We start from the raw sequence: 24,018 nt of genomic DNA on the forward strand, positions 1-24,018 counted from the left end.
CACCAGTGTCGCCTCTTATCACTCCAAGACACGTTTGTTTCCACCTTTCAACGACACTACTAAAAACCACAGAAAATCGGCCATTATATAGAGCTAAAGCCTCGGGTCAAAATTTCCTTTAAACCCGAGTTGTTCCGCAATACATCAAGGTTTTACCTCGGTTGTCGCGGCAGCGCTAAAGCCCAATTCAGAGGCGGCTAGCTGGCGCGACAGGGCGCCTATATTACCCGCACCTTGGGTCAACAATAAATCCCCCTCCTGCAACACATCGGGTAGCACTTCGGCTAACTGATCTGGGCTGGCGATAAAGATGGGATCTAACTGTCCGCGCAAGCGAATCGAGCGACACAGTGCACGGCCATCGGCACCGGGGATCGGCGTTTCACCCGCGCTATACACCTCGAGTAACAACAAGCAATCCACTTGAGATAACACTTCAATAAAGTCTTCGTACAAGTCACGGGTACGAGTGTATCTGTGTGGCTGATAGGCCATGACTAAGCGTTTGTCTGGCCAGCCTGCACGCGCCGCTTTAATGGTCGCCGCCACTTCGCTGGGATGATGACCATAGTCGTCCACTAACATCACTTCGCCCTTTGGCGTTGCGAACTTACCTAAGTGTTGGAAACGACGGCCAATACCCTGGAATTCAGCCAAGGCTTGAATGATGGCGTTATCATCGATTTCATCTTCTGTCGCCACGGCAATCGCCGCGAGCGCATTTAATACATTGTGCTGACCCGGCAGGTTAAGCAGCAGATCTAAATCTTCTTTGCCTTTACGTCTGACGGTAAAGCGGCATTGGTGACCCTGCTGATGGAAGTTCAGCGCCTGCACGTCGGCATCGTCACTGAAGCCATAGGTGATCATATGGCGACCAATACGCGGCATAATCTCGCGCACCACTGCATCGTCGATACACACTACCGCCACACCATAGAACGGCAGGTTATGCAGAAAGTCCACAAAGGTCGATTTGAGCTTTTCAAAGTCACCGCCGTAGGTGTCCATATGGTCGGCTTCAATATTCGTCACCACGCTGACCATAGGTTGCAGGTGCAGGAAGCTGGCATCACTCTCGTCGGCTTCGGCGATAAGATAACGACTCGTGCCTAAGCGGGCATTAGTGCCTGCGCTGTTCAGCAAGCCACCGATCACAAAGGTCGGATCGCGACCCGCTTGACCATACAAACTGGCAATCAAACTGGTGGTCGTGGTTTTACCGTGAGTCCCCGCAATCGCCACACCATGACGATAACGCATTAATTCCGCCAACATCTCGGCGCGGCGCACGATAGGAATACGCAATTCCTTCGCCGCAATAATCTCTGGGTTCTCAGGATTAATCGCGGTCGAGACCACTACTACATCGGCTTGTTGCACGTTATCGGCGCCATGGCCAATATGAATTTTCGCACCTAGCAGGCAGAGTCTGTCAGTCACGGCGTTTTGCGCTATGTCTGAACCACTGACGACATAACCTTCGTTTACTAATACTTCAGCGATCCCGCCCATGCCCGCGCCGCCAATGCCGACGAAATGAATACGCTTAATCCGGCGCATTTCTGGGATCATACTTCTTAGCTGTAAGTATCTTTCTGTCTTAGTCATACCTATCCTTTCTCGGCGAGAGCAATACACACTTGGGCCACCTGCTCGGTCGCATCCAACACGGCAACATCTCTTGCTCTTTGGCCCATTTGAGCTAATTCTGCTCTGTCATTGGCGAGTAACTGTAATTTACTCACCAGCTTATTCACGTCCAAAATGGCCTGCGGCAATAGGAAAGCAGCGCCAGCCTCAACCAATACTTGGGCGTTACGGGTCTGATGATCATCCACGGCATGGGGATAAGGCACCAGAATACTTGGTAGTCCCACCGCCGCTAACTCGGATACCGTCAGCGCGCCGGCACGGCACAATACCACATCCGCCCAGCGATAGGCGGCTTCCATGTCATCAATAAATTCGGCAACGTTAACGCCGCCCTCTTGTCCTTGCTGTTGATAAGCCGACTTAACGCCCGTCAGATTATCCTTACCCACTTGATGCCAAACCGTAATCGACTGCTGCTTACTCAGCGCGGCAACCACTTCAGGCATTAAGTCGTTAAAGACTTTGGCGCCTAAACTGCCGCCCACCACTAAGACTTTTAAAGCATCATCCGCGGCTTGCTTAGGCTCGGCACCTAAAGCAATAAGCTCGCGACGAATGGGGTTACCCACCACCTTGGCCTTCACCTGAGTGAAGGTATTTTTAAAGGCGCACAGTACTTGATTGGCAATTCGCGAGAGTAACTTGTTGGTCATTCCCGGAATGGCATTTTGCTCATGCAGCACTAAGGGCACGCCCGCCAATTTCGCCGCCACGCCGCCCGGGCCACTGGCAAATCCGCCCATGCCCAACACCACATCGGGCTTAAATTCAGCAATGACAGCCTTAGCCTGTAAAATCGAGCGAAGTACTTTAAATGGGGCTGCTAACTTACGCACTAAGCCATTACCACGCACGCCTTTAATATCGATAAAGTCGATATCAAAACCGTACTGGGGCACTAAACGCGCCTCCATACGGTCGGCGGTACCTAACCAACGCACTTGCCAACCTTGCTGCGCTAAATATTTTGCCACCGCGAGCGCCGGGAACACATGCCCGCCTGTGCCGCCTGCCATGATTAAAATACGTTTACCCGCGTCGGTCATTACTTCAATCTCCCTTGCACGGCCTGAACTAAACTCATGCGCCGCTCATAATCGATGCGCAGCAATGTCATTGCCGCCGCCGTCATGACCCATAGACTACTACCGCCGTAACTCACAAAGGGCAGTGTTAACCCTTTAGTAGGTAACATACCAATGCTTGCGCCCACATTAACGACGGTCTGGAAACAGATCCAAATCCCGATGGCATAGGCCAGATAACCTTCAAAGGCTTTGTCCATCGCCAAACATAAATTGCCGAGGCGAATGGCCCTCAATGCCACAAACAGCAGCACAGATAACACTGCGATAATGCCGATAAAACCTAACTCTTCACCGATCACGGCAAAGATAAAGTCGGTATGCGCCTCGGGGAGGTACTCCAACTTCTGAATACTGTTACCTAGGCCCTGACCAAACCAATCGCCCCGACCATAGGCCATCAGCGATTGCGTTAACTGATAGCCACTACCGAACGGATCTTGCCAAGGATCTAAAAACGAGGTCACGCGGCGCATACGGTATGGCTCGAGCAGAACCAGCGCCACGAAAGCCAACACCCCGGCAAAAATCAGCGCGAAGAAGTCCAGCAGACGCGCCCCCGCGAGGAACAACAGCCCCACAGTACCGACGAATAACACCACCACGGTACCTAAGTCGGGCTGCATCAAAATCAAAATCGCGTAGATCGCAAATACCGCAATCGGCTTATAGAAGCCCTTCGCATTTTCACGCACTTCCTGATGCCGACGTACCAGATAACCCGCCATATACACAGAGAACGCAAACTTAGCGACCTCGGCCACCTGAATACGAATGGGACCTATGGATAACCAACGGGTCGCACCGTTGACTGTGGTACCGACAACCAGCACCGCCAGCAACATCAAAAATACGCCTAGCAACATGATGGGGCTCATCCGCTGCCAAGTTTGCATCTCGACCCTCAGCACAAAAGCGGCAATCACTAAGCATCCCAACAGATAACCCACATGGCGAGTCATAAAGTGGAAGGGATTGCCCGTCAGCGTTTGCGCCTCAGGCATAGAGGCCGACATAACCATGACAAAACCAAAGCCAATCAAAGACAGCACGGCCGTGAGCAAAGCCCGGTCGTACAATTGCACGCCCGGCACCTCGTTATCACGTTGCCAGTTAGGCAGTGCGTTCAGCACTCGCCCAAACAGGCTGAGCTGTCTTGCATCACTCGCCATCGAGTTGCTCCACTTGGCTTCTAAAATCATCCCCACGAGCCATAAAATTGCTGTACATATCTAGGCTCGCACAGGCTGGCGATAGGAGTACGATATCGCCCGAGGTGGCTAACTCGGCGGCCTTAGCCACTGCAGCAGCCATAGAGTCCACCTTGATGGCCCCTTCCTTCAATGCAGCTATCTTATTACCATCGCGACCTAAGGTGATGAGGTGTGTCACTTTCGTTAACGGCTCGACTAGCGGGCTGAAATCCGCGCCCTTACCATCACCACCGGCAATCAAAATAATGTCACCTAAGTGATCGCTTAACCCATCGAGCGCCGCGACGGTGGCGCCAACATTGGTCGCCTTCGAATCGTTCACATAGGTCACGCCCGCTTTCACACCGACCACTTCACAGCGGTGAGAAAGACCTGTAAAGGTACGAGCCACTTTAGCCATGACTTGCTTATCAACGCCCACGGCATACACCAGCGCCATGGCAGCGAGTAAGTTGGCATGGTTATGACTACCAATCAGCGATACTTCGGTGATCGGCATAATTTCACTGTGACCGTGGTAAATCTTGCTATCACAAATGCCCCACTCATCGCCCTCTGGCGGCGCTAAACCAAAGCTGTTTTGGTTCATCGGCTCAGTCGGGATAGTCAGCGCATCATCACGGTTAAAGATGATCGAGCGGCTTTGATGGTACAGACGCAGCTTGGCCTTACGATAGGCATCCATATCGCTGTATCTGTCCATATGATCTTCGGTCACGTTCAAACAGGTCGACGCCACGCAATTCAAGCTATGGGTGGTTTCGAGCTGGAAGCTCGATAACTCAAGCACAAAAATATCGGCATTTTCCGTAAGCAGATCGAGCGCCGGAATGCCAATGTTGCCACCCACAGCCACCGCCATGCCTGCTTCACGCAGCATTTCACCCACTAAGGTGGTGACGGTCGACTTGCCGTTTGAGCCAGTAATCCCAATCACACAAGGTTTACGGTCGGCAATCTCACGGGCAAATAGCTCCACATCGCCAATGACTTCAATCCCCATATCCAGTGCAGCGCGCACCTCAGGTGTATCAATCGCAATGCCTGGGCTGATAATGATTTGCTTTGCTTGCACTAAGTAACGGCAATCGAATCCGCCAGCAATCAGCTGCACCTCAGGGAATGCGCTGGCAAGGGTGTCCGCACCGGGAGGTTGGCGACGACTATCCATCACCAAGGGCGTAATGCCTTTTCCACACAAATAGCGCACTACCGAGAGCCCGGTTGCCCCCAAACCTAACACTATGTGTGAATACTGACTTTGCATGGGCGATTACCTTAACTTCAACGTGGCTAAGCCGAGTAACACTAAGAAAATCGAGATAATCCAAAAGCGGACAATCACGCGTGGCTCAGGCCAACCTTTCAATTCATAGTGGTGATGGATAGGCGCCATGCGGAAAATACGCTGGCCACGTAACTTGTAAGAACCAACCTGCAGGATCACAGACACAGTTTCCATCACAAACACACCGCCCATAATCACTAATAGGATCTCTTGGCGAACCAGTACCGCAATCGCGCCTAAGGCAGCGCCTAAAGACAGCGAGCCCACATCACCCATGAAGACCTGTGCTGGATAAGTGTTAAACCATAAAAAGCCTAAGCCTGCGCCCACAATCGCAGTACAGACGATCACTAGCTCACCCGAACCGGGTAAATGCGGAATGTGCAGGTAGTTAGCAAATTGAGCATGGCCAGACAGATAGGCAATCAAGGCGAATGCCGCGGCCACCATCACCGTTGGCATAATCGCCAAACCGTCGAGACCATCGGTTAGGTTCACCGCGTTGCTCGAACCCACGATAGTAAAATAGGCCAATACGATAAACACAGCGCCAAGCTGTGGCATCACATCCTTAAAGAAAGGCACGACTAACTGGGTTTCACCAGGGTTAGACGCTGTGGTATAGAGGAAGAAAGCAATGATCAACGCCGCTAAGGATTGCAGAATATACTTCCAACGCGCGATCAGTCCCTTAGTATCTTTACGCACGACTTTGCGGTAATCATCAATAAAACCGATCATGCCGAAGCTGCCCAATACAAACAGCATCACCCACACATAACGGCTACCGAGATCGCCCCACAACAGCACACTGATAAAAATGGCGCCTAAGATCATCAGACCGCCCATAGTCGGCGTACCACGCTTACTGAAATGCGACTCTGGCCCGTCGTTACGCACAACTTGGCCAATCTGCATTAATTGCAAACGCTCAATCAGTTTAGGACCCCACCATAAACTAAACATTAATGCGGTTAACAAGCCTAAAATGGCTCGAAATGTCACATAGGAAAATACGTTAAACCCAGTATGAAAACGGGTTAAATACTCGGCCAGATACACCAGCATCTACACTAACTCCCCACGCCCGAAGGCTACTGTTAGGCCATCCACGACCCGCTCCATCGCGGCACTACGTGAACCTTTAACTAAAACCGTCACCTGTCCCGGCAACTGGTTGATGTGTTTTATGAGTTTTTCTACTAACGTCGCCACGCTGTCATGGTGCTCCGCCCCGAAAGCTTGGCTAGTGTGCTGAGTTAAGGTGCCGGTACAGAACAGAGCATCAATGCCCTGTTGCTTAGCCAGCTGTCCCAATTCAGCGTGTAAAAGGGGCGCATTGTCGCCTAATTCGCCCAAATCTCCCAGTACCAAACAGCGATTTTCAGAAATTTCCTTTAACCAAGCGATAGCCGCCCCCACTGATACCGGATTGGCGTTATAGCTATCATCGATTAAGCGAACGCGTCCTAATTGAGTGGGTTGCATACGTCCCTTAACAGGGGTCAACTGGCTCAAGCCCTCGGCGATTTCCTTCAGGCTCAATCCCAAAGCAATACAAACACTTGCAGCAGCTAGCGCGTTGCTAACCTGGTGACGACCCGCGAGGGGCAGAGTCACTTCGCAGGACTCTCCCGCGTAATTGAGGATAAAGCGATAGCAACCTTCGCTATTGGCTTTGTGGCCAGTGGCAATCACATCGATTTGACGTTTAGCCGCGCCCTCCTGTTGGGAGAAGCTTAACTGCTTATATTGTTTCGCTTTCACCCGCATCACATCGGCAAAGGCATCATCGGCATTGATAATCGCCGTGCCACCGGGTTGCAGATGGTTGTAGATTTCCGATTTGGCCTGGGCGACCCCCGCCTGTGAACCAAAGCCTTCTAAGTGGGCGCTGCCAACGTTATTGACTAAGGCTACGTGAGGACGCACCAAACTCGAGGTGTAATCAATCTCACCTTTATGGTTAGCGCCAAGCTCAAACACCCCGTATTTATCCTCAGGCGTTAAACGCAGCAAAGTGAGTGGCACACCGATTTCATTATTAAAATTACCGGCGGTGTAAAGCACTTGATGCTTCGCCGATAAAATTGTGGCGATCATTTCTTTCACGCTGGTTTTGCCATTGGAGCCAGTTAAGGCCACACAAATGGGGTCCACTTGGTCACGTACATAAGCGCCAATCGCGCCCATGGCCTTTTGGCAATCGGCAACAATAAGCTGTGGCACATCGAAGGCCAATTGACGTTCAACCATTAGTGCTACGGCACCATTTTCAATTGCCGTGGCCGCAAAATCATGGCCGTCGAAACGCTCGCCCTTTAAGGCGACAAACAGGGTCGCAGGGCCGATTTTACGGCTATCGCTGCTTAATGCTTGGATGGTGACATCGTCACCGACTCGATGCGCACTTAAGTGTTGGCTCAGCGCCTCGAGGGAAATTGGGATCATTGGCTTTGCTCCGATAACTGACGTGCCAGGGCGCGCTCATCATAGTCATGACGCACACCTGCCGCCTCTTGGTAAGTTTCATGGCCTTTGCCCGCAAGCAGAATCACATCCCCAGGTTTAGCCTGTACAACGACGCTTTTAATCGCAGCCACACGGTCAACTTCGGTCAGCGCTCGCTCTGGGTGAGTCAGCCCTTGGATAATATCGGTAATAATTTGATTAGGATCTTCGCTACGGGCATTATCGCTAGTCACCATAATGCGATCGGCAAATTGCTCCGCCGCTTGCCCCATCAGCGGACGTTTGCCCTTATCACGGTCGCCGCCACAGCCAAACACGCACCACAACTCGCCCGCGCAGTGACGACGCAGGGCATTAAGCGCCTGCTCAATCGCATCCGGGGTATGGGCATAATCGACGACTAAGGTGATGTTATCAGCGGTGGTGAAACGTTCCATGCGGCCAGCCACGGGCAACAAATAAGGCACCTTGGCAGCCAGTGCACGCATATCCATGCCCTGTAAATACAAGGCGGATAAAGCAGCGAGTAAATTCGAGAGGTTAAAGGCGCCTAATAAAGGAGAGCGAATGTCAATTTCGCCCTCGGGCCAGACTAATGTCGCCTGCACGCCTTGATCGTTAAATTGGGCATTCTTAGTGTAAAACGCCGCCTCGGTATGCGCTTCAATGCTAAAGCCCCACATCTTCGCGGGAGCATTTGCCAGCTCGGATAACCAAGCAGCGCCAACGGGATCATCAAGATTTACTAAACCGTGGCGCAAAGCGTCAAAGCGAAACAGCATTTGCTTGGCCGCGGCATAGTTTTCCATATCGCCGTGGTAGTCCAAATGATCACGGGTCAAGTTAGTGAATACCGCCACATCGAAGGGCACGGCATCGACTCGACCTTGCACTAAACCATGACTTGAGACTTCCATCGCGCAGGTATTAACACCTTTATCTGCAAACTCATGCAGTTGGCGCATCAGGGTAATGGCATCGGCGGTGGTATTACCGCTATCGACTAACTCGCCCCACAGACCATTACCGAGCGTGCCCATCACCGCCGCTTTACCCTCAAGTAGCGTCACTAATTGCGCGCAGAGCTGACTGGTCGAGGTTTTGCCGTTGGTGCCGGTAATTCCCACAATGCCCATAGACTGGCCCTGGACAACGGGATAGCGCACTGCGGCGACCGCAGACACTTGCTTAGCTAACTGATAAAAATAAATCTGCACGCCTTGCTCAGTCGCAATAACTTTGCCCTGCTCTTCAATGCTATCCGTATGCACTAATACCGCAGTCGCACCTTGAGCTAAGGCCTTATCGATAAATTGACGACCATCGACCTTATGCCCAGGCAGCGCTAAAAACACATCGCCGCGACGTATTGCGCGGCTATCTAAAGTCAAATCTAAGAAGGTTTGTTCGCCCGCGTAGGGGAACCAAGGCGCTAATAGATCCCTTAACAACATCATTCAGTTCTCCCGGCGAGTCCCGCCAATTGCACCTGCTCTTTATCGGAAATGGGTTCGACATTTAACATTTGCAGTGCGCCTGACATCACCTTCGCGAATGCCGGCCCTGCCACTGAACCACCATAATAGAGATCGCCTTTCGGCTCGTTCACTACGACAACAATCGCGAGTTTGGGATTATTGACGGGCGCGACGCCAGCAAATAACGCAACATAATCATCACCATAACCGCCGGCTACCGCCTTACGGCTGGTGCCCGACTTACCCGCAACGGGATAACCATCGATATGCGCCAGCGTACCTGTGCCACCTTTTTCGGTTACGCCCACCATCATTTGCAGCACATCGTGAGCGACCTCTTGTGAGATCACTCGCTCACCTTCGGGCGGCTTTTTCAGTTTTAAAATCGATACTGGATATAACGTGCCGCCATTGCCTAAAGTGGCGTACATCCGCGCCAGTTGCAGCGTGGTCGCCGTTAGGCCATAGCCGAAAGATAAAGTCGCGCGTTCGAAATCAGACCAACGGTGGCGGTCTTGGATCAAACCTGCGCTCTCACCCGTGAGGTTAATCCCCGAGAAGCTGCCTAAGCCCATGGATTGATAGGTGCCTAATAACTGCTGCACAGGAATCGACAGGGCGAGTTTACTGATCCCCACGTTACTGGATTTCGCCAGAATACGTGCCAGTGTCATATCGCCATAGTTAGTTGCATCACGAACTTGACGGCCGCCTAAACGCATCCAGCCAGGTGACGTTGGGATCACATCGGTCGATTTAACCGTGCCCGCTTCTAACGCCGCAGCAACCACAAAAGGTTTAATGGTCGAGCCTGGCTCAAAGGTATCCGTCATGGCGCGGTTACGCATTCTGAAGGTTTGCAGATTGTCGCGCGAGTTGGGGTTGTAGGATGGCGTATTCACCATAGCCAAGACTTCACCAGTGTGGATATCGAGCACCACAATCGAGCCAGAGGTCGCTTGGTTCATCTCAGTAGTGCGCTTTAACTCACGGTAGGCAAGTTGTTGAATACGCTGGTCGATACTCAGCACAAGATCATTCGGACTCTCGCCTTCCTGAACGATATCGAGGCGCTCAACTACATGACCATCGCGGGATTTGCGCACTTTTTGTTTAGATGGTGTACCAGTAAGCCAACTGTTGTAGGCGTTTTCGACCCCTTCAATACCGACATCGTCGATATTGGTAATGCCGATTAGCTGGGCGGTAATCTCACCACCGGGATAGTAGCGGCGTGACTCGGACTTTAAAAACACCCCAGGCAATTTAAGCTGAGTGATGTAGTCTGCCACCGCAGGCGTGACTTGGCGTTTCAGGTAGGTAAAACGTTTGGTTGGATTGCTACGCACCTTTTCGAGCACATCTTCCACGGGTTCGTGCAATACGTCCGCCAACGCTTGCCAGCGGCGCATATCGGTAAAACCATTGTTATCATTGACTTGTTTAGGGTCGGCCCACACGGCACGCACCGGCACACTCACTGCCAGCATATCGCCGTTACGGTCGGTGATTAAGCCACGCTGCACCTCACGACTGGTAGTACGCAAGGTACGCATGTCGCTCTCGTGACGCAGCTTATCGGGCTCGATAATTTGAATATAAGCAGCACGACCCACAAGGCTCGAAAACATCGCAAATACAAAGCCAACCACGACGTATAAACGCCAGTGGATCAGTTGTGGCTTTTGCTTTTTGCTGGCCTGTTTGGTTTTTGCTTGCCTAGTCATATCTTCCCTATGTTCACGGCACCTTTACCACAACTTCTTCGCTGGGTAAGGGTCGACTCATGTTGAGATCCTTTGATGCAATCCGCGTGATCCGGCTATGCTCGGTCTGGGATTGCTCTTCCAATAATAAATTGCGCCACTCGATATCTAATCTGTCACGCTCCTGCAGTAGCTGATCCCATTGGGTGGTGAGCTTACGGCTCACATGGCTGGTATACACCACAGCCACAGCATTACTGAGCACGAGCAGTGCGAGTAACAAGATCCATTTGTGTTGCCACAGGTCGTTTAACACAATCCGTGGCAGATTTAATGAGGGCTTACTCACTTTGTTTGCCCTCTAGTAATCTAATCGCTCGGCAATGCGTAACACTGAGCTGCGCGCTCTGGCATTGCGTTCAATTTCCTCATCGGAAGGCATAATCGCCTTACCTATGGCGCGCAATTTACGCGACTTGTTAATTTGATCTTCGGTGATTGGCAGACCGTGGGGCACGCTCTCACCTTGGCTATGGCGACGAATAAAACGTTTTACGATGCGATCTTCCAGAGAGTGGAAGCTGATAATCGATAAACGTCCCTGTGGCGCGAGTACAGTTAATGCACCTTCAAGCGCTTGATCAATTTGATCTAATTCACTGTTGATATAGATACGGATCGCCTGAAACACCCGGGTTGCAGGGTGTTTGTTACGCTCTTTATTTTTAGTGATCCGCGCAATCAAATCGGCTAAATCTTTGGTACGTAAAAACGGGGTTTTATCGCGGTCAGCCGCAATACAACGGGCAATATGGCGAGCATTTTTCTCTTCGCCATAGGTTTTAAATACCCACGCCATATCTTCAATTTCGGCGCGCGCTAACCACTGGGCCGCCGTTTCGCCTTGGCTGTTATCCATGCGCATATCGAGCGGGCCATCACGCAAAAAGCTAAAACCACGTTCGGCATCATCGAGCTGCGGTGAAGACACACCTAAGTCGAGTAACACGCCATCAATCTTGCCAACGAGACCAAGCTCTTCGACGTAATCGGCTAGCTGGCCAAAACCACCATGTACGATTTGAAAACGGGGATCATCGGCGAATTGTTTTGCAGCTTCAATGGCCTGAGGGTCACGATCGATCGCAATCAGACGTCCGTTTTCACCCAGTCTTTGCAGTACTTGTCTTGAATGACCACCGCGGCCGAACGTGCCATCGATATAGATGCCATCGTCTTTGATGTTCAAACCGCCGACCGTTTCTTCGAGCAGAACGGATAAATGGGCAAATTCTTGACTCATTACTCTCTTCTTATTTAGTTATGCGACTCGTTAGAGTGAAAAATCCGCCAGACGCTCGTTATTCGCGAGCTCCTCGCTTCGAATCGTTTCCTGACACTCATCAATTTGCTGCAGCCAAACTTGCTCATCCCACAGCTCAAACTTGTTTAACTGTCCCACCAGCATGATGCGCTTATCTAAATTGGCGTATTGCCTTAGCGGCGGTGGCAGTAATATGCGCCCGTTGCCGTCGAGTTCGACCTCATGGGCATAACCCAGCAACATGCGCTTAAGGGATCGTTGGGTTTTGTCGGTATCTGAAAGCTTGAGTAACTTAGCTTCGATCAATTCCCACTCGTGGATGGGATAAAGGAGTAAACACGCAGATTGAATATCGACTGTGATGACGATGCGGCCTTGGTGCTCTAGCTGCAAAGGTTCGCGGTATCGCACTGGAATAGCGATCCGTCCCTTTGTATCTAAGTTGATAGCACTGGCTCCACGAAACACGCTAATTCATCCTATCCTTTGATTTTTGATCCACAAATATCCACTATTTCCCACAAATGCTAAGTTTAGGGATAGTAGACAAGCATTGTCAAGGGATGGGATCCTTTTATAAAGCCAGTCGGCAAGCGGGTTAGCAGCATGTTGAGCCCATAACTTAGCGACAAAGTTTTGACAAAAAGATCAGCGAAAAATCAGCTAAACGATGGAAAGCGCAGGAATAAAATGCGAACAAAAAAGCAGCAGCCTTTTGCTTTCAGGCAGTTGCAATGCAATATTTGCCATAACGTTTCGCTAAATGTGGGATTTTCCCGTTAGACAAATCACGCTAGACTCACAAAGCACAACAAAATAGACTCATTTTTTACATTCGCATAAGCTTATAGAGCGTCAATTTCTAGCATAAATCGCTGAAATATTATTTTTGATTGCGGATTTATTCTGCAATTTAGGAAGGCTTTTATTTCACGATTGCGAGGAAGATCAAAACTCCCGCGGGATAAACTCAAAGAATAACGTTATGACAGCGACTCAGATCCGTACCTGCCACAAGTGGTTTGCATTGATAACCGCCATTCAATTGCTGTTTTGGCTAGCCACCGGCGCTTATATGGTGTGGATGGATATCGAATTTATTCGCGGTAAGCCACTGGTAAACAAAGCAAACACGGCTATGTACCAAGTGGATTCGCCCGCCTTCAGTTTTACTGACTTTATCAAAGCACATCCCGACGCGACGGATATCAGTTTGTACGCGAATCAAGGAGCACTCTACTATCGCGCCAATATCGCGGGAAAATTGCAGCGCTTTAGCAGTGAGACGGGAGAAGTATTACCGCTGCTCGATAAACAGCAGGCGCTCGAGGCTGCGCAGCGAGTCTATACGGGTCAGGCTAAATTTATCGGCTCGACATTCATTGAGCAGAACGCTCCGAGTGAAATCCCTGCCCGCGTGCTCCCGGTTTGGCAACTGACGTTAGACGATGCCATGCATTCGACACTCTATATCTCGGCAGTCACTGGACAAGTGGTCAGCGCGCGCCATGATTATTGGCGACTCTTCGATGTGATGTGGATGCTGCATATTATGGACTACGAGACGCGGGAGAATGTGCATAATCCGTTACTTACGCTAATGACTAGCCTCGCCCTGTTGACCGCACTCTTTGGTATCGCCTTGACCTATATCAGTTTTCGAAACCAAAACCCAGAGGAGGCTGTATGAGCTTCTCGACTCTGAGCCATACCAGCAACGTTGGCAGCAAGCATTCCATCAACTTACTGCAGCAAACCTTACATAAGTGGCTCGGACTTATCGTTGGCCTGCAATTATTGATTTGGGTCGTGACAGGACTCACCTTTAACCTAATTGACGAGAGGTTTTTGGACGCTAACCCATATCGCACTACTCATAAAACCGCGAGTCCCGCTACTGCACTCGCCCCCACGGAAAACCTACTGCAACAATATCAAGCAGAAGGCATTATCGAACTTAAGCTAACCTCTGTGCTCGAACGCGCCGTGTATGCGCTCACTACAACTCAGCAAACTCGCTGGTTTTGGGCGGAATCACTCAAGCCGCTATCCTTGAACGATGCTGAGATAGTCGCGATTGCCAAACAGAGCTACTCGGGCTCAGGTGAACTCAGCGCACCGCAAATCCTCACCCGCGAAACACCATTCGATGCCAGTGGCCCAGTTGCCATGCTGACAGCCGCAGATGAAGTCGGAACGCGAATTTATATCGATACGGCTTCGGGTGCGGTTCTTGCCCACCAAAATCGCCAATCGGATCTCAAGGATCTGCTCTTTATGCTGCATTTTATGGATTATGCTCCCGATAATGGCATTGGTTTTAATCACTTATTGGTACAAGTTGTCAGCATTGCGGCGCTGTTTTTAGGTCTTTCGGGGATTTACATCCTTGGGCATAAATTCCATCAAGGTCAGTTATCCCTGCCATTCTTGAGGCGCAAAACCGCCATAGGAAAACTGGCGCTTTTTACTCAAGACGCTCAGCCGCTCGCCGAATTCACCGATCTCAATGGCACTTATTTAGAGAGCATTAATCGAGGGCGTGAAAGATTGAGAACCCAATGCGGCGGTGGCGGACGTTGTGGCCTGTGTAAACTCAGGTTTGTCGAGCAACCGCCCAGCCCCAATGATTATGATCTGGATAAACTCACCGCCACTGAGCTAGCACAAGGTATTCGCCTGAGCTGCCAACACGAGGCACATCCTGGCAAACTTGAATTAGCCACCAAAGCCCAGCACAGATATTGGCCACAGTCAGAACAGTAAAGGAGTGTCGCGTACAGGCTTAAATCGGCGTATAGTCTAAATATTAAGCAACTCCGGCCGATAAGCAGCTAAGAGGTCATCAATTAAGGAGGCGCTATGAGTGGATTGGACAGTCTTTACGCTATGCTGGCACAGCCAGCAAAACCCGTATTTACCCCCAAGCGGGTCGTCGATCAGGTGAGCGGTGCGACCGCCAATGCGCCCGATAGCCATGAAACCCCGCAGTCGCAATTACCGCCCACCTTAGATGTGAAAGTCAGAGAAAGACGCAAAAACGACAACGCCAGTCGCAATAAAAAACGCCGCGCATCGGACAAACAGCAGGATTTAAAAGAGGGTGTGGTGCTCGAAGTCACTGACGATTTAGCTGACACAGCGCAATCGCCCAGTAAGCACATCATCGATATCGAAGTTTAACGTGCTGGCCGTTAGTAAATAAGGCGCAACCTGAGGGCGCGCCTTATGTGTTTAAAGCCTAAAAGAAACTAAGAACGAGTTCTGGCCACCGCATCTTGCCAGCCCGCATATAACCGCTCCCTTTGACTCGCATCAATATTCGGTTTGAAGTGTTTATCGATACAGGCCTTATGCTCAAGTTCGATCACTGATGTCCAAAAGCCAACTGCCAGTCCCGCTAAAAAGGCTGCGCCAAGCGCTGTTGTCTCACACACTCTCGGTCTTAAGACTTCAACGTCGGTGATATCCGCTTGAAATTGCATGAGGAAGTCATTAGCAACCGCGCCGCCATCCACCTTAAGGGATTTAAGCCGCTCACCACTGTCCTTAATCATGGCATCGAGTAAATCTTTACTCTGGTAGGCAATCGACTCCAATGCCGCGCGGATAATATGATTGCGATTAGCGCCACGCGTTAACCCAAACAGTGCGCCACGGGCATTAGGATCCCAATAGGGAGCGCCAAGCCCGACAAAGGCAGGCACCAAATATACCCCATTAGTATCCGCGACTTTAGAGGCAAAATATTCGGTATCGCTAGCATCGCGGATAAGCCCCAGCTCATCCCGCAACCATTGAATAGTCGCGCCGCCCATAAACACTGAACCTTCAAGGGCATAATTCACTTCACCTTGAGCACCTACCGCCACTGTGGTTAATAACCCATGGGATGAACATACGGCTTTATTGCCTGTATTCATTAATAAAAAGCAGCCAGTGCCATAAGTATTTTTAGCCATTCCCGGCTCGACACAAAGCTGGCCAAAGAGCGCCGCCTGTTGGTCGCCCGCGATCCCCGCGAGTGGAATTTCGCTGCCCTCACCGGCAATACGGGTTGTGCCATAGACACTGCAGGAGGGTTTCACTTCGGGCAGCATGGCCGCAGGAATATCGAGCGCCTCGAGCAGTTTAGTATCCCAACTCAAACTATGGATATTAAACAGCAGCGTGCGAGCGGCATTGGTGGGGTCGGTCACATGCACTTTGCCTTCGGTGAGTTTCCACAGCAACCAAGTATCGACCGTGCCGAATAAGAGTTCGCCTCGTTTGGCTTTCGCACGCGCATCCGGCACATTATCGAGGATCCATTTGATCTTAGTGCCTGAAAAATAAGGGTCGAGCAGGAGTCCCGTATTCTCTCGCACATAATCTTCTAAGCCTTGGGCCTTGAGTTGCTCACAGATCTCTGAGCTGCGACGACACTGCCACACAATGGCATTGTAGACGGGTTTACCTGTGGCCTTTTCCCAGATAATGGTGGTTTCGCGCTGATTGGTGATCCCAATGGCCGCCACTTCATCGCTGTGAATACCCGCTCTGGCAAGGGATTCGATCAACACCGAACTTTGGCTCGCCCAGATCTCCATGGGATCATGCTCCACCCAGCCGGGGTTTGGATAAAGCTGAGTAAACTCCCGCTGCGAGACGTTAACAATATTGGCATCGTGGTCAAACACAATCGCCCTTGAGCTGGTTGTGCCTTGGTCTAACGCCACTACGTATTTTTTCTGCACACGACTATCCTATTTGTCCTCTGCCATATTCAAATCGGCAGATTCTTAATGACTCATTGATTATGCTCTGAATATATTCGCAATTGGCGGCCATGACTAGCCAACATCTGGCAAATGCGCATCAAGCCACGTTATTTAGGCACAAAAAAGCCCTGAAGATTCAGGGCTTTTTCATCAACTAGATGATTACATCTTGTAGCTCATTTGGATACCGGCTAACCAAACATCACCACTCGCTTCACCGTTGAAGCTCACTGTGGCTAGGTTAAGCAGATTTTGCTGTTCGTTGATTGGCGCATCACCCGTGGCACGGATATAGGTCAGTGCAAAATCAACATTCAGGTTTTTAGTCGCCTGATAGCCCGCACCAACAGAGAACCACAGACGGTCTGAGTCAGGGATAGTCGTAGTACGCCATTCATTAGTGGCCGCCGTTTTATCTAAGGCCACACCCGCGCGTACTAACCATTCATTGCTGACTTGATAGGTGGTACCTAAGGCAAAGCGCCAGTTATCTTCAAAGTGCTCTTCTTTGACTAAGTCAGACTCTAAGTCACCCTTTGGTTTAACTTCGCCAGGGAAGTAAGCCACTAGCTGATCGAATACACTCCAATCGGTCCAGTTAACGCTGGCATGCATTGCCCAGTTATCGGTTAATTGGTGATAAGACGACAGCTCGGCAAATGCAGGCAGTTCGAGCGGAATGTAACCTTCAATCGACAGATTTTGGCCGCCATCGTAAATCACACCTGATGCATGACCTTCTAAATCAAGCTTTACGCCGCTGTGATAGGCCAGACCGACACGGTGTGCAGGATTAATCTGCCAGCTCGAGCCTAATTGCCAGCCGTAGCCAATGTCGTCGCCTTTCATGCTTTTCAGCTCAGTACCACCCGGCGGTAGCATGGCAGACACTTGTGCTGGTAATGCGGGCTTAATGCCATCGACCCAACCCGGTAACGAGGCACCGATTTCACCTTCACCGTAAACGATACGTACACCACCACCTACGCTGATAGCATCATTTACGCGGTAAGCGATGTTAGGGTTAAACTCAACAGTAGTCACCGCAGTTTTATTACCGAAAATCGCCGCAGCGTGGGTTTTAGGTAACTCGGTTGACAGACCATAGTTAGAGTTAACCGCCAGACCCCAAGTCCATTGGTCATTTAACTGGTTGGAATAATAGAAGTTAGGCACTAATGCATCATCGGCCACATCTAAGGCATCGCCGCCTTTCATTTCAACGGGGTTTGGGCCCAGTAATGGTGAGCTTAAGCTCACATCACCTTTAACATCCACGTTAGGCATCACATAGATACCACCCGCAGACAGCTGACGGCCTTCTAAATAGGTCAGCATTGCTGGGTTGCGGCCTTGAACTGAAGCGTTATCGGCAATTGCGGCTTCACCGGCGAAGGCGCGGCCTAAGCCCGTCGCTGAGTATTCAGCCAGTTGGAAACCCGCTGCATGGACTTGAGTCGTTGTGCTTAATAAGGCCGCAGTCACAGCCAAAGTCAGAAGACGTTTTTGCATTGTTATTCTCAGAAAATATTATTGTTATCTGTGCCAGTAACTTGGTCACAATGGCGTTCACACAAAATAGAGCAAACACTCCATATTGAATGCGAGGGAGTTTACCGATGCAGAAGATGTTTGCAACAAGCGGGAATAAAACAGACAAAAAAACTAGCCATCAAAAGACATTCAATATTTTTAGTGAGATAAATCACTTTTAAAACAAGAATAATAAGTGAAAACGCGAAGCATCATTTGCTGAAAACATTTTTCAAGTGACTGCGCATACAATTAAATCAATTTAAAAACAATGTATTAATAGACGTAAAACCTATAAACACTTGTAAGCTATTTTACCTATTAAAATTCAGCATAAATCACTACCGCTCATTTTGAGTGCGAGACAGGAAAGAATGCCTTCACTTTAAATCAATAAATACAATAAATTAGACTTAAGCGCTTAAGCGTAGATAATAAAAACGCCTAGTTTTCGAACTAGGCGTTTAAGATTAACTTCCATTAAGGTACAAGTGTTCGCCGAATGCTTAGCATCGCCAGCTTGGGATTTGTGATTCGTACTCGCCTATCTGCGCCCCGTGGGATAAGGTCAAGCCAATGGCATCTAAACCATTCAGCAATTTATGCCGCGCCGACTCGGCCAACGTAAAGCTAAACTCAGCTCCCGAAGGCGATGTCACTTTACAAGTCGTTAAGTCCACGGTGATTTGTGCGCCTTCTTCGCTCGCCACCTCATCCATTAACTGACGCACTTCATTCGCGCTCAGCTTCACCGGCAACAAACCGTTATTGATGGAGTTTCCATAAAAAATATCGGCAAAGCTCGGGGCAATAATGGCGCGCAGGCCAAAATCCGCCAGCGCCCATGGTGCGTGTTCACGGCTGGAGCCACAGCCAAAGTTTTCCTGTGCCAGCAGAATCGACGCACCGCTATAGCGAGGTTTGTTTAGAGTAAAATCAGGATTGGGCACATCCCCGGCATCATCGAGATAACGCCAGTCGTGGAATAAGTGCACACCGAATCCATCCCGTGTCACCTTAGATAAAAATTGCTTCGGGATAATTTGATCGGTATCGATATTGGCGCTGTCGATCATGACCGCAAGCCCGGTATGGCTAGTAAAAGGTTGCATTAACTTCTCCTCTTGGGATTACGGTTAGTAAGGTTTACGGATATCGACAAAATGCCCAGCAATCGCCGCCGCTGCCGCCATCGCTGGACTCACCAAATGGGTACGGCTACCACGACCTTGGCGCCCCTCGAAGTTACGGTTACTGGTCGAGGCGCAGCGATCGCCCGCTTCTAATCTGTCGTCGTTCATCGCCAAACACATAGAGCATCCCGGTAAACGCCATTCGAATCCGGCCTCGATAAAGATTTTATCTAGCCCTTCGGCCTCGGCCTGTGCCTTCACTTGGCCAGAACCCGGTACTACGATTGCCGTAACGCCCGAAGCCACTTTACGTCCTTGCGCCTGTTTCGCCGCGCTGCGTAAATCTTCAATCCGCGAGTTAGTGCAAGAACCAATAAAGACTTTGTTAATCGCGACGTCTGTCATCGGCGTGCCTGCGGTTAAGCCGATATAGTCCAGCGCTTTTTCCATGCTAGCGCGAATCGTCGGATTTGCCTCATCGGCAGGATTCGGCACAGGCGCATCGATGGCAACCACTTGTCCAGGGTTAGTGCCCCAAGTCAGCTGCGGCGCGATATCGGCCGCATCTAACACGACGGTGGCATCAAACTCAGCGCCAACATCGGTTTTCAGCGCCTTCCAGGCGGCGACAGCTTGCGCCCAATCTTCACCCTTTGGTGCAAACTCACGGCCTTCTAGGTAATCGAAAGTGGTTTGATCCGGCGCGACCATGCCCGCCTTAGCGCCCATTTCAATCGCCATATTGCAGACTGTCATGCGCCCTTCCATCGACAGCGCTTCAATGGCCTTGCCGCAAAACTCAACCACATAGCCAGTGCCGCCATCCATACCAATCTTACCGATAATCGCCAATACGATATCTTTAGCGGTGACGCCATCGGTGACCTGACCACGGACTTCGATTTTCATGGTCTTGGCTTTTAATTGTCGCAGGGTTTGCGTCGCCAGCACATGCTCCACCTCGGAAGTGCCAATACCGAAAGCCAAGGCGCCAAAGGCACCATGAGTCGCCGTATGGGAATCACCACACACAATCACAGTGCCGGGTAAGGTAATGCCAAGCTCAGGTCCCATCACATGCACAATGCCTTGATTAGGATGGTGAATGTCATATAAGCGCACGCCGAAGTCTTTGCAGTTTTGCGCCAAGGTCTCGACCTGAGTGCGTGCCATAGGGCTTAAAGCATCTAGGCTAGCACTGCGCGTCGAAGTGTTGTGATCCATGGTCGCGAAGGTTTTCTCTGGAGCGCGTAACTTACGCCCAGCCACTTTTAAGCCACTAAAGGCTTGGGGCGATGTCACTTCGTGAACCAAATGTCTGTCGACATAAATGATCGGCGCTTCGCCCTCTGGGATTGCCACAACGTGGGCATCCCACACTTTTTGATACAGGGTTTTCGGAGCGTTTGATGTTGAAGGACTCGTCATTACACACCTGCCTTAACTGCATCGGCGATAAAGTCGCCCATTTCGACTGTCGATTTGGCCTTATGGCGTTGGTCGCTACTTAATAGCTCACCGGTTAAATAGCCAGAATTCAGCGCCTTACTCACGGCACGTTCAATCGCACTTGCCGCCTCTTCTTGCTTTAAGCTGTGGCGTAGCATCAGTGCAGCCGACAGAATTTGTGCAATCGGGTTAGCGATGCCCTTACCCGCGATATCCGGCGCACTGCCACCAGCAGGTTCAAACAAACCAAAGCCTGTGCTATTCATACTCGCCGAAGACAACAAGCCCATGGAGCCGGTCAGCATAGCGATTTCATCCGATAAAATATCGCCAAACAGGTTAGAGCACAGCATGACGTCAAACTCATCGGGGCGGCGCAGCAACTGCATGGTCGCGTTGTCGATATAGATGTGTTCCAGTTCAACATCAGGGAAGTCCACCGCCACTTCTTCTACCACTTGGCGCCACAGTACCGAGCAAGCTAAGACGTTTGCCTTGTCGACCGAAGTGACTTTTTTACGACGGCCGCGGGCGGCTTCAAAGGCAATACGCGCAATACGGGCAATCTCGCGGCGGCTGTAACGCATGGTATCGAAGGCTTCTTCGCTCTCACCTTCACCTTGGCGCCCCTTAGGCTTACCAAAATAGATCCCACCCGTTAACTCACGCACGCAAAGAACATCGAAACCTCGAGCAGAAATATCGCTGCGCAGCGGTGACATATGCTCTAAACCATCATGCAATTTTGCCGGGCGCAGGTTACAAAACAGTTCGAAGTGACCACGTAATGGCAATAATGCACCACGCTCTGGCTGTTCATTGGGCGGCAGTTTTTCCCATTTAGGACCACCGACTGAACCGAATAGAATGGCATCGGCCGCTTCACAACCTTTCAGTGTTGCCTCAGGCAATGGACAGCCATGATTGTCGATAGCGATACCACCGACATCATATTCAGTGTATTCAATATTAAGACCAAAACGTGCCTCAACCGCCTTTAACACCTTACGCGCCTCGGCCATCACTTCTGGCCCAATACCATCCCCGGCTAATACTGCAATTTGATAACTCATACGCCCGCTCACTCCTTCAATGTGAAAACTTTATGCTCGATATTGCTTGGGTTATACGCCGCCCAGCTCTCTGTTTTTATGCATATTCTGTTTGTAATCTGCGACCTTATCGGCACGGCAAGTCAGGTTCATCACGTGCACTAACGCACGGGCTGATGCCTCAACCACGTCGGTCGCTAACCCAACACCGTGGAAATTTTGTTCATGGTAAACCGCGGTAATGTCGACCTGGCCCAGGGCATTTTGCCCCTCGCCCTTAGCACCCAATTTGTAGCTGATGATATCGATACGACGGTCCGTCGCACGGGCAATGGCGTTATAGGCGGCATCGACGGGGCCATTACCGGTCGCGGCTTCGGTTTTAATTTCACCGCCGACATCGATGCGCACCGTAGCCGTGGCAACACCTTCGGTGGAGTCGGACTGCACCACTAACTGTTGTAATTGATAGAAGTTATCTTCCGCCGCTTGAGCTTCCATAAAGGCTAAGGCTTCTAAGTCGTAATCGAAGACTTGGCCCTTTTTATCGGCCAAATGTAAAAACTGTTCGTACAGGGCATCCAGATTGAAATCCTGCTCGCAGTAGCCCATTTCCTCCATGCGATGCTTAATCACATGACGGCCTGAGCGCGAGGTCATATTCAGGTTGTTACGGTTTAGGCCGATGCTCTCTGGCGTCATGATTTCATAGGTGTTTTGTGCCTTTAACATACCATCTTGGTGAATCCCCGAAGAGTGGGTAAAGGCATTCGCGCCCACAATCGCCTTATTCGACTGAATAGGCATATTGCATAACTGGCTGACCAGATTCGACGTGCGGTGGATCTCCTTGGCATTGATCCCAGTTTCAACTCCCAACAGATTCTTACGTGTCGCTAAGATCATGGCGATTTCTTCTAGGGAGCAGTTACCTGCACGTTCACCAATACCGTTCATGGTACATTCGATTTGTCGAGCACCATGCTGTACGGCGGTGATAGAATTGGCGACCGACATGCCTAAGTCGTCATGGCAGTGAACCGAGATAATGGCTTGGTCGATATTCGGTACGCGATTAAACAGGGTTTGAATAATGCCCCCAAACTCGCTTGGCACTGTGTAACCCACAGTATCGGGGATATTGATGGTACGAGCGCCCGCGTGAATCGCCGCTTCTACCATACGGCACAGGTTGTCGATTGGTGTGCGTCCCGCATCTTCGCAGGAAAACTCCACGTCATCGGTAAACCTGCGGGCATATTTCACCGCGCCCACCGCCATCTCCAACACTTGCTCGAATGAGCGCTTTAACTTGCTCTCCACATGGATAGTCGAGGTGGAGATAAAGGTATGAATACGGAACTGTTCGGCAACCGATAATGCTTGGGCGGCGGCATCGATATCTTTTTCCAAAGCGCGGGATAAGGCGCACACACGGCTATTTTTGATGGTACGGGCAATGGTCTGCACCGACTCAAAATCACCGGGGGAAGACACGGGAAACCCGACTTCCATTACATCCACACCGAGACGTTCCAACGCCATGGCGATCTGTAACTTTTCTTTGACCGACAGGCTTGCCGCTAACGCCTGCTCGCCATCACGTAAGGTGGTATCAAATATAATTACTCTGTTAGACATCTCGCTTCTCCATGGAACGTCACCGTTCATTATTTAACTTTTGCCGTATTCAGATACAAAAAACCCCGCAACATTGGTGCGGGGTTTATGAGTGTTTTGCCTATCTATCGAGCGAGCAACACTAAGACCTCCGCGTTTGTGGCGCGAGAGAGAGAAGGAGGAGGTCGAGTTTGCTGCTAATTCTATTCATTTAAATTAAATATTTATTCTATTGACTCAAAATAAGG

General features: G+C 50.5%; 20 protein-coding genes. 3 read left to right on the forward strand and 17 right to left on the reverse strand.

What is annotated here, in order from left to right; genetic code table 11:
- Positions 1 to 144: 144 nt before the first annotated feature.
- The 11 genes from murC to mraZ are packed head-to-tail and all read right to left on the reverse strand — an operon-like array spanning position 145 to position 12,691.
- Positions 145 to 1,611 (reverse strand): UDP-N-acetylmuramate--L-alanine ligase, encoded by a 1,467-nt coding sequence (gene murC / locus K0H60_RS18785; RefSeq protein ID WP_220056676.1) that lies wholly within the window; start codon positions 1,609 to 1,611, stop codon positions 145 to 147.
- Between the two features lie 2 nt (positions 1,612 to 1,613).
- On the reverse strand, positions 1,614 to 2,702 hold the full coding sequence (gene murG, locus K0H60_RS18790; RefSeq protein WP_220056677.1) for an undecaprenyldiphospho-muramoylpentapeptide beta-N-acetylglucosaminyltransferase: 1,089 nt from the start codon (positions 2,700 to 2,702) through the stop codon (positions 1,614 to 1,616).
- Complete coding sequence (ftsW, locus tag K0H60_RS18795) at positions 2,702 to 3,913, reverse strand: cell division protein FtsW (RefSeq protein WP_011624927.1); 1,212 nt, start codon at positions 3,911 to 3,913, stop codon at positions 2,702 to 2,704. The genes murG and ftsW overlap by 1 nt, the downstream gene beginning before the upstream one ends.
- Positions 3,903 to 5,222, reverse strand: a complete 1,320-nt coding sequence (gene murD, locus K0H60_RS18800; protein WP_011624299.1) for a UDP-N-acetylmuramoyl-L-alanine--D-glutamate ligase — start codon at positions 5,220 to 5,222, stop codon at positions 3,903 to 3,905. Before murD ends, ftsW begins: the two co-directional genes overlap by 11 nt.
- Before the next feature lie 6 nt (positions 5,223 to 5,228).
- Positions 5,229 to 6,311, reverse strand: a complete 1,083-nt coding sequence (mraY, locus tag K0H60_RS18805) for a phospho-N-acetylmuramoyl-pentapeptide-transferase (protein WP_011624300.1) — start codon at positions 6,309 to 6,311, stop codon at positions 5,229 to 5,231.
- Positions 6,312 to 7,694 (reverse strand): UDP-N-acetylmuramoyl-tripeptide--D-alanyl-D-alanine ligase, encoded by a 1,383-nt coding sequence (locus K0H60_RS18810; protein WP_220056678.1) that lies wholly within the window; start codon positions 7,692 to 7,694, stop codon positions 6,312 to 6,314.
- Positions 7,691 to 9,172 carry a UDP-N-acetylmuramoyl-L-alanyl-D-glutamate--2,6-diaminopimelate ligase gene (murE, locus tag K0H60_RS18815; RefSeq protein ID WP_220056679.1) on the reverse strand — a complete coding sequence of 494 codons (1,482 nt, stop codon included), beginning with the start codon at positions 9,170 to 9,172 and terminating at the stop codon, positions 7,691 to 7,693. Before murE ends, K0H60_RS18810 begins: the two co-directional genes overlap by 4 nt.
- Complete coding sequence (locus K0H60_RS18820) at positions 9,169 to 10,920, reverse strand: peptidoglycan glycosyltransferase FtsI (protein WP_011624303.1); 1,752 nt, start codon at positions 10,918 to 10,920, stop codon at positions 9,169 to 9,171. The genes murE and K0H60_RS18820 overlap by 4 nt, the downstream gene beginning before the upstream one ends.
- A gap of 13 nt (positions 10,921 to 10,933) precedes the next feature.
- Positions 10,934 to 11,248, reverse strand: a complete 315-nt coding sequence (ftsL, locus tag K0H60_RS18825) for a cell division protein FtsL (RefSeq protein WP_011624304.1) — start codon at positions 11,246 to 11,248, stop codon at positions 10,934 to 10,936.
- A 12-nt stretch (positions 11,249 to 11,260) separates the two neighbouring features.
- Positions 11,261 to 12,202, reverse strand: coding sequence for a 16S rRNA (cytosine(1402)-N(4))-methyltransferase RsmH (gene rsmH / locus K0H60_RS18830; protein ID WP_011624305.1), 942 nt, complete (start codon positions 12,200 to 12,202; stop codon positions 11,261 to 11,263).
- Between the two features lie 30 nt (positions 12,203 to 12,232).
- Entirely contained in the window at positions 12,233 to 12,691 is a 459-nt protein-coding gene (gene mraZ / locus K0H60_RS18835) for a division/cell wall cluster transcriptional repressor MraZ (protein WP_220056680.1), read from the reverse strand.
- Positions 12,692 to 13,208: 517 nt separating this feature from the next.
- On the opposite strand from mraZ, the gene K0H60_RS18840 reads away from it, so the two are divergent.
- The 3 genes from K0H60_RS18840 (at position 13,209) to K0H60_RS18850 (ending at position 15,406) form a co-directional block, all read left to right on the forward strand.
- Positions 13,209 to 13,913 (forward strand): peptidase, encoded by a 705-nt coding sequence (locus K0H60_RS18840; RefSeq protein ID WP_220056681.1) that lies wholly within the window; start codon positions 13,209 to 13,211, stop codon positions 13,911 to 13,913.
- Positions 13,910 to 14,989 carry a PepSY domain-containing protein gene (locus K0H60_RS18845; protein WP_220056682.1) on the forward strand — a complete coding sequence of 360 codons (1,080 nt, stop codon included), beginning with the start codon at positions 13,910 to 13,912 and terminating at the stop codon, positions 14,987 to 14,989. The genes K0H60_RS18840 and K0H60_RS18845 overlap by 4 nt, the downstream gene beginning before the upstream one ends.
- A gap of 96 nt (positions 14,990 to 15,085) precedes the next feature.
- A complete protein-coding gene (locus K0H60_RS18850) occupies positions 15,086 to 15,406 on the forward strand; it encodes a hypothetical protein (RefSeq protein WP_220056683.1) in 321 nt (106 codons plus the stop codon).
- Positions 15,407 to 15,474: 68 nt separating this feature from the next.
- On the opposite strand, the gene glpK is transcribed toward K0H60_RS18850, so the two are convergent.
- The 6 genes from glpK to leuA form a co-directional block, all read right to left on the reverse strand.
- Positions 15,475 to 16,959, reverse strand: a complete 1,485-nt coding sequence (gene glpK / locus K0H60_RS18855; RefSeq protein ID WP_220056684.1) for a glycerol kinase GlpK — start codon at positions 16,957 to 16,959, stop codon at positions 15,475 to 15,477.
- A 186-nt stretch (positions 16,960 to 17,145) separates the two neighbouring features.
- Positions 17,146 to 18,495 carry an outer membrane protein transport protein gene (locus tag K0H60_RS18860; protein WP_220056685.1) on the reverse strand — a complete coding sequence of 450 codons (1,350 nt, stop codon included), beginning with the start codon at positions 18,493 to 18,495 and terminating at the stop codon, positions 17,146 to 17,148.
- Between the two features lie 527 nt (positions 18,496 to 19,022).
- Entirely contained in the window at positions 19,023 to 19,628 is a 606-nt protein-coding gene (gene leuD, locus K0H60_RS18865) for a 3-isopropylmalate dehydratase small subunit (RefSeq protein WP_220056686.1), read from the reverse strand.
- Positions 19,629 to 19,652: 24 nt separating this feature from the next.
- A complete protein-coding gene (gene leuC, locus K0H60_RS18870) occupies positions 19,653 to 21,077 on the reverse strand; it encodes a 3-isopropylmalate dehydratase large subunit (RefSeq protein WP_220056687.1) in 1,425 nt (474 codons plus the stop codon).
- The gene (gene leuB, locus K0H60_RS18875) at positions 21,077 to 22,171 is read right to left on the reverse strand and encodes a 3-isopropylmalate dehydrogenase (protein ID WP_011624912.1); all 1,095 of its coding nucleotides are present in this window, start codon (positions 22,169 to 22,171) and stop codon (positions 21,077 to 21,079) included. Before leuB ends, leuC begins: the two co-directional genes overlap by 1 nt.
- Positions 22,172 to 22,222: 51 nt before the next feature.
- On the reverse strand, positions 22,223 to 23,791 hold the full coding sequence (gene leuA, locus K0H60_RS18880; RefSeq protein WP_220056688.1) for a 2-isopropylmalate synthase: 1,569 nt from the start codon (positions 23,789 to 23,791) through the stop codon (positions 22,223 to 22,225).
- Positions 23,792 to 24,018: the final 227 nt, after the last annotated feature.

Origin of the sequence: Shewanella mangrovisoli (assembly GCF_019457635.1) — a bacterium.
In the GTDB taxonomy this organism is placed as follows: Bacteria; Pseudomonadota; Gammaproteobacteria; order Enterobacterales; family Shewanellaceae; genus Shewanella; species Shewanella mangrovisoli.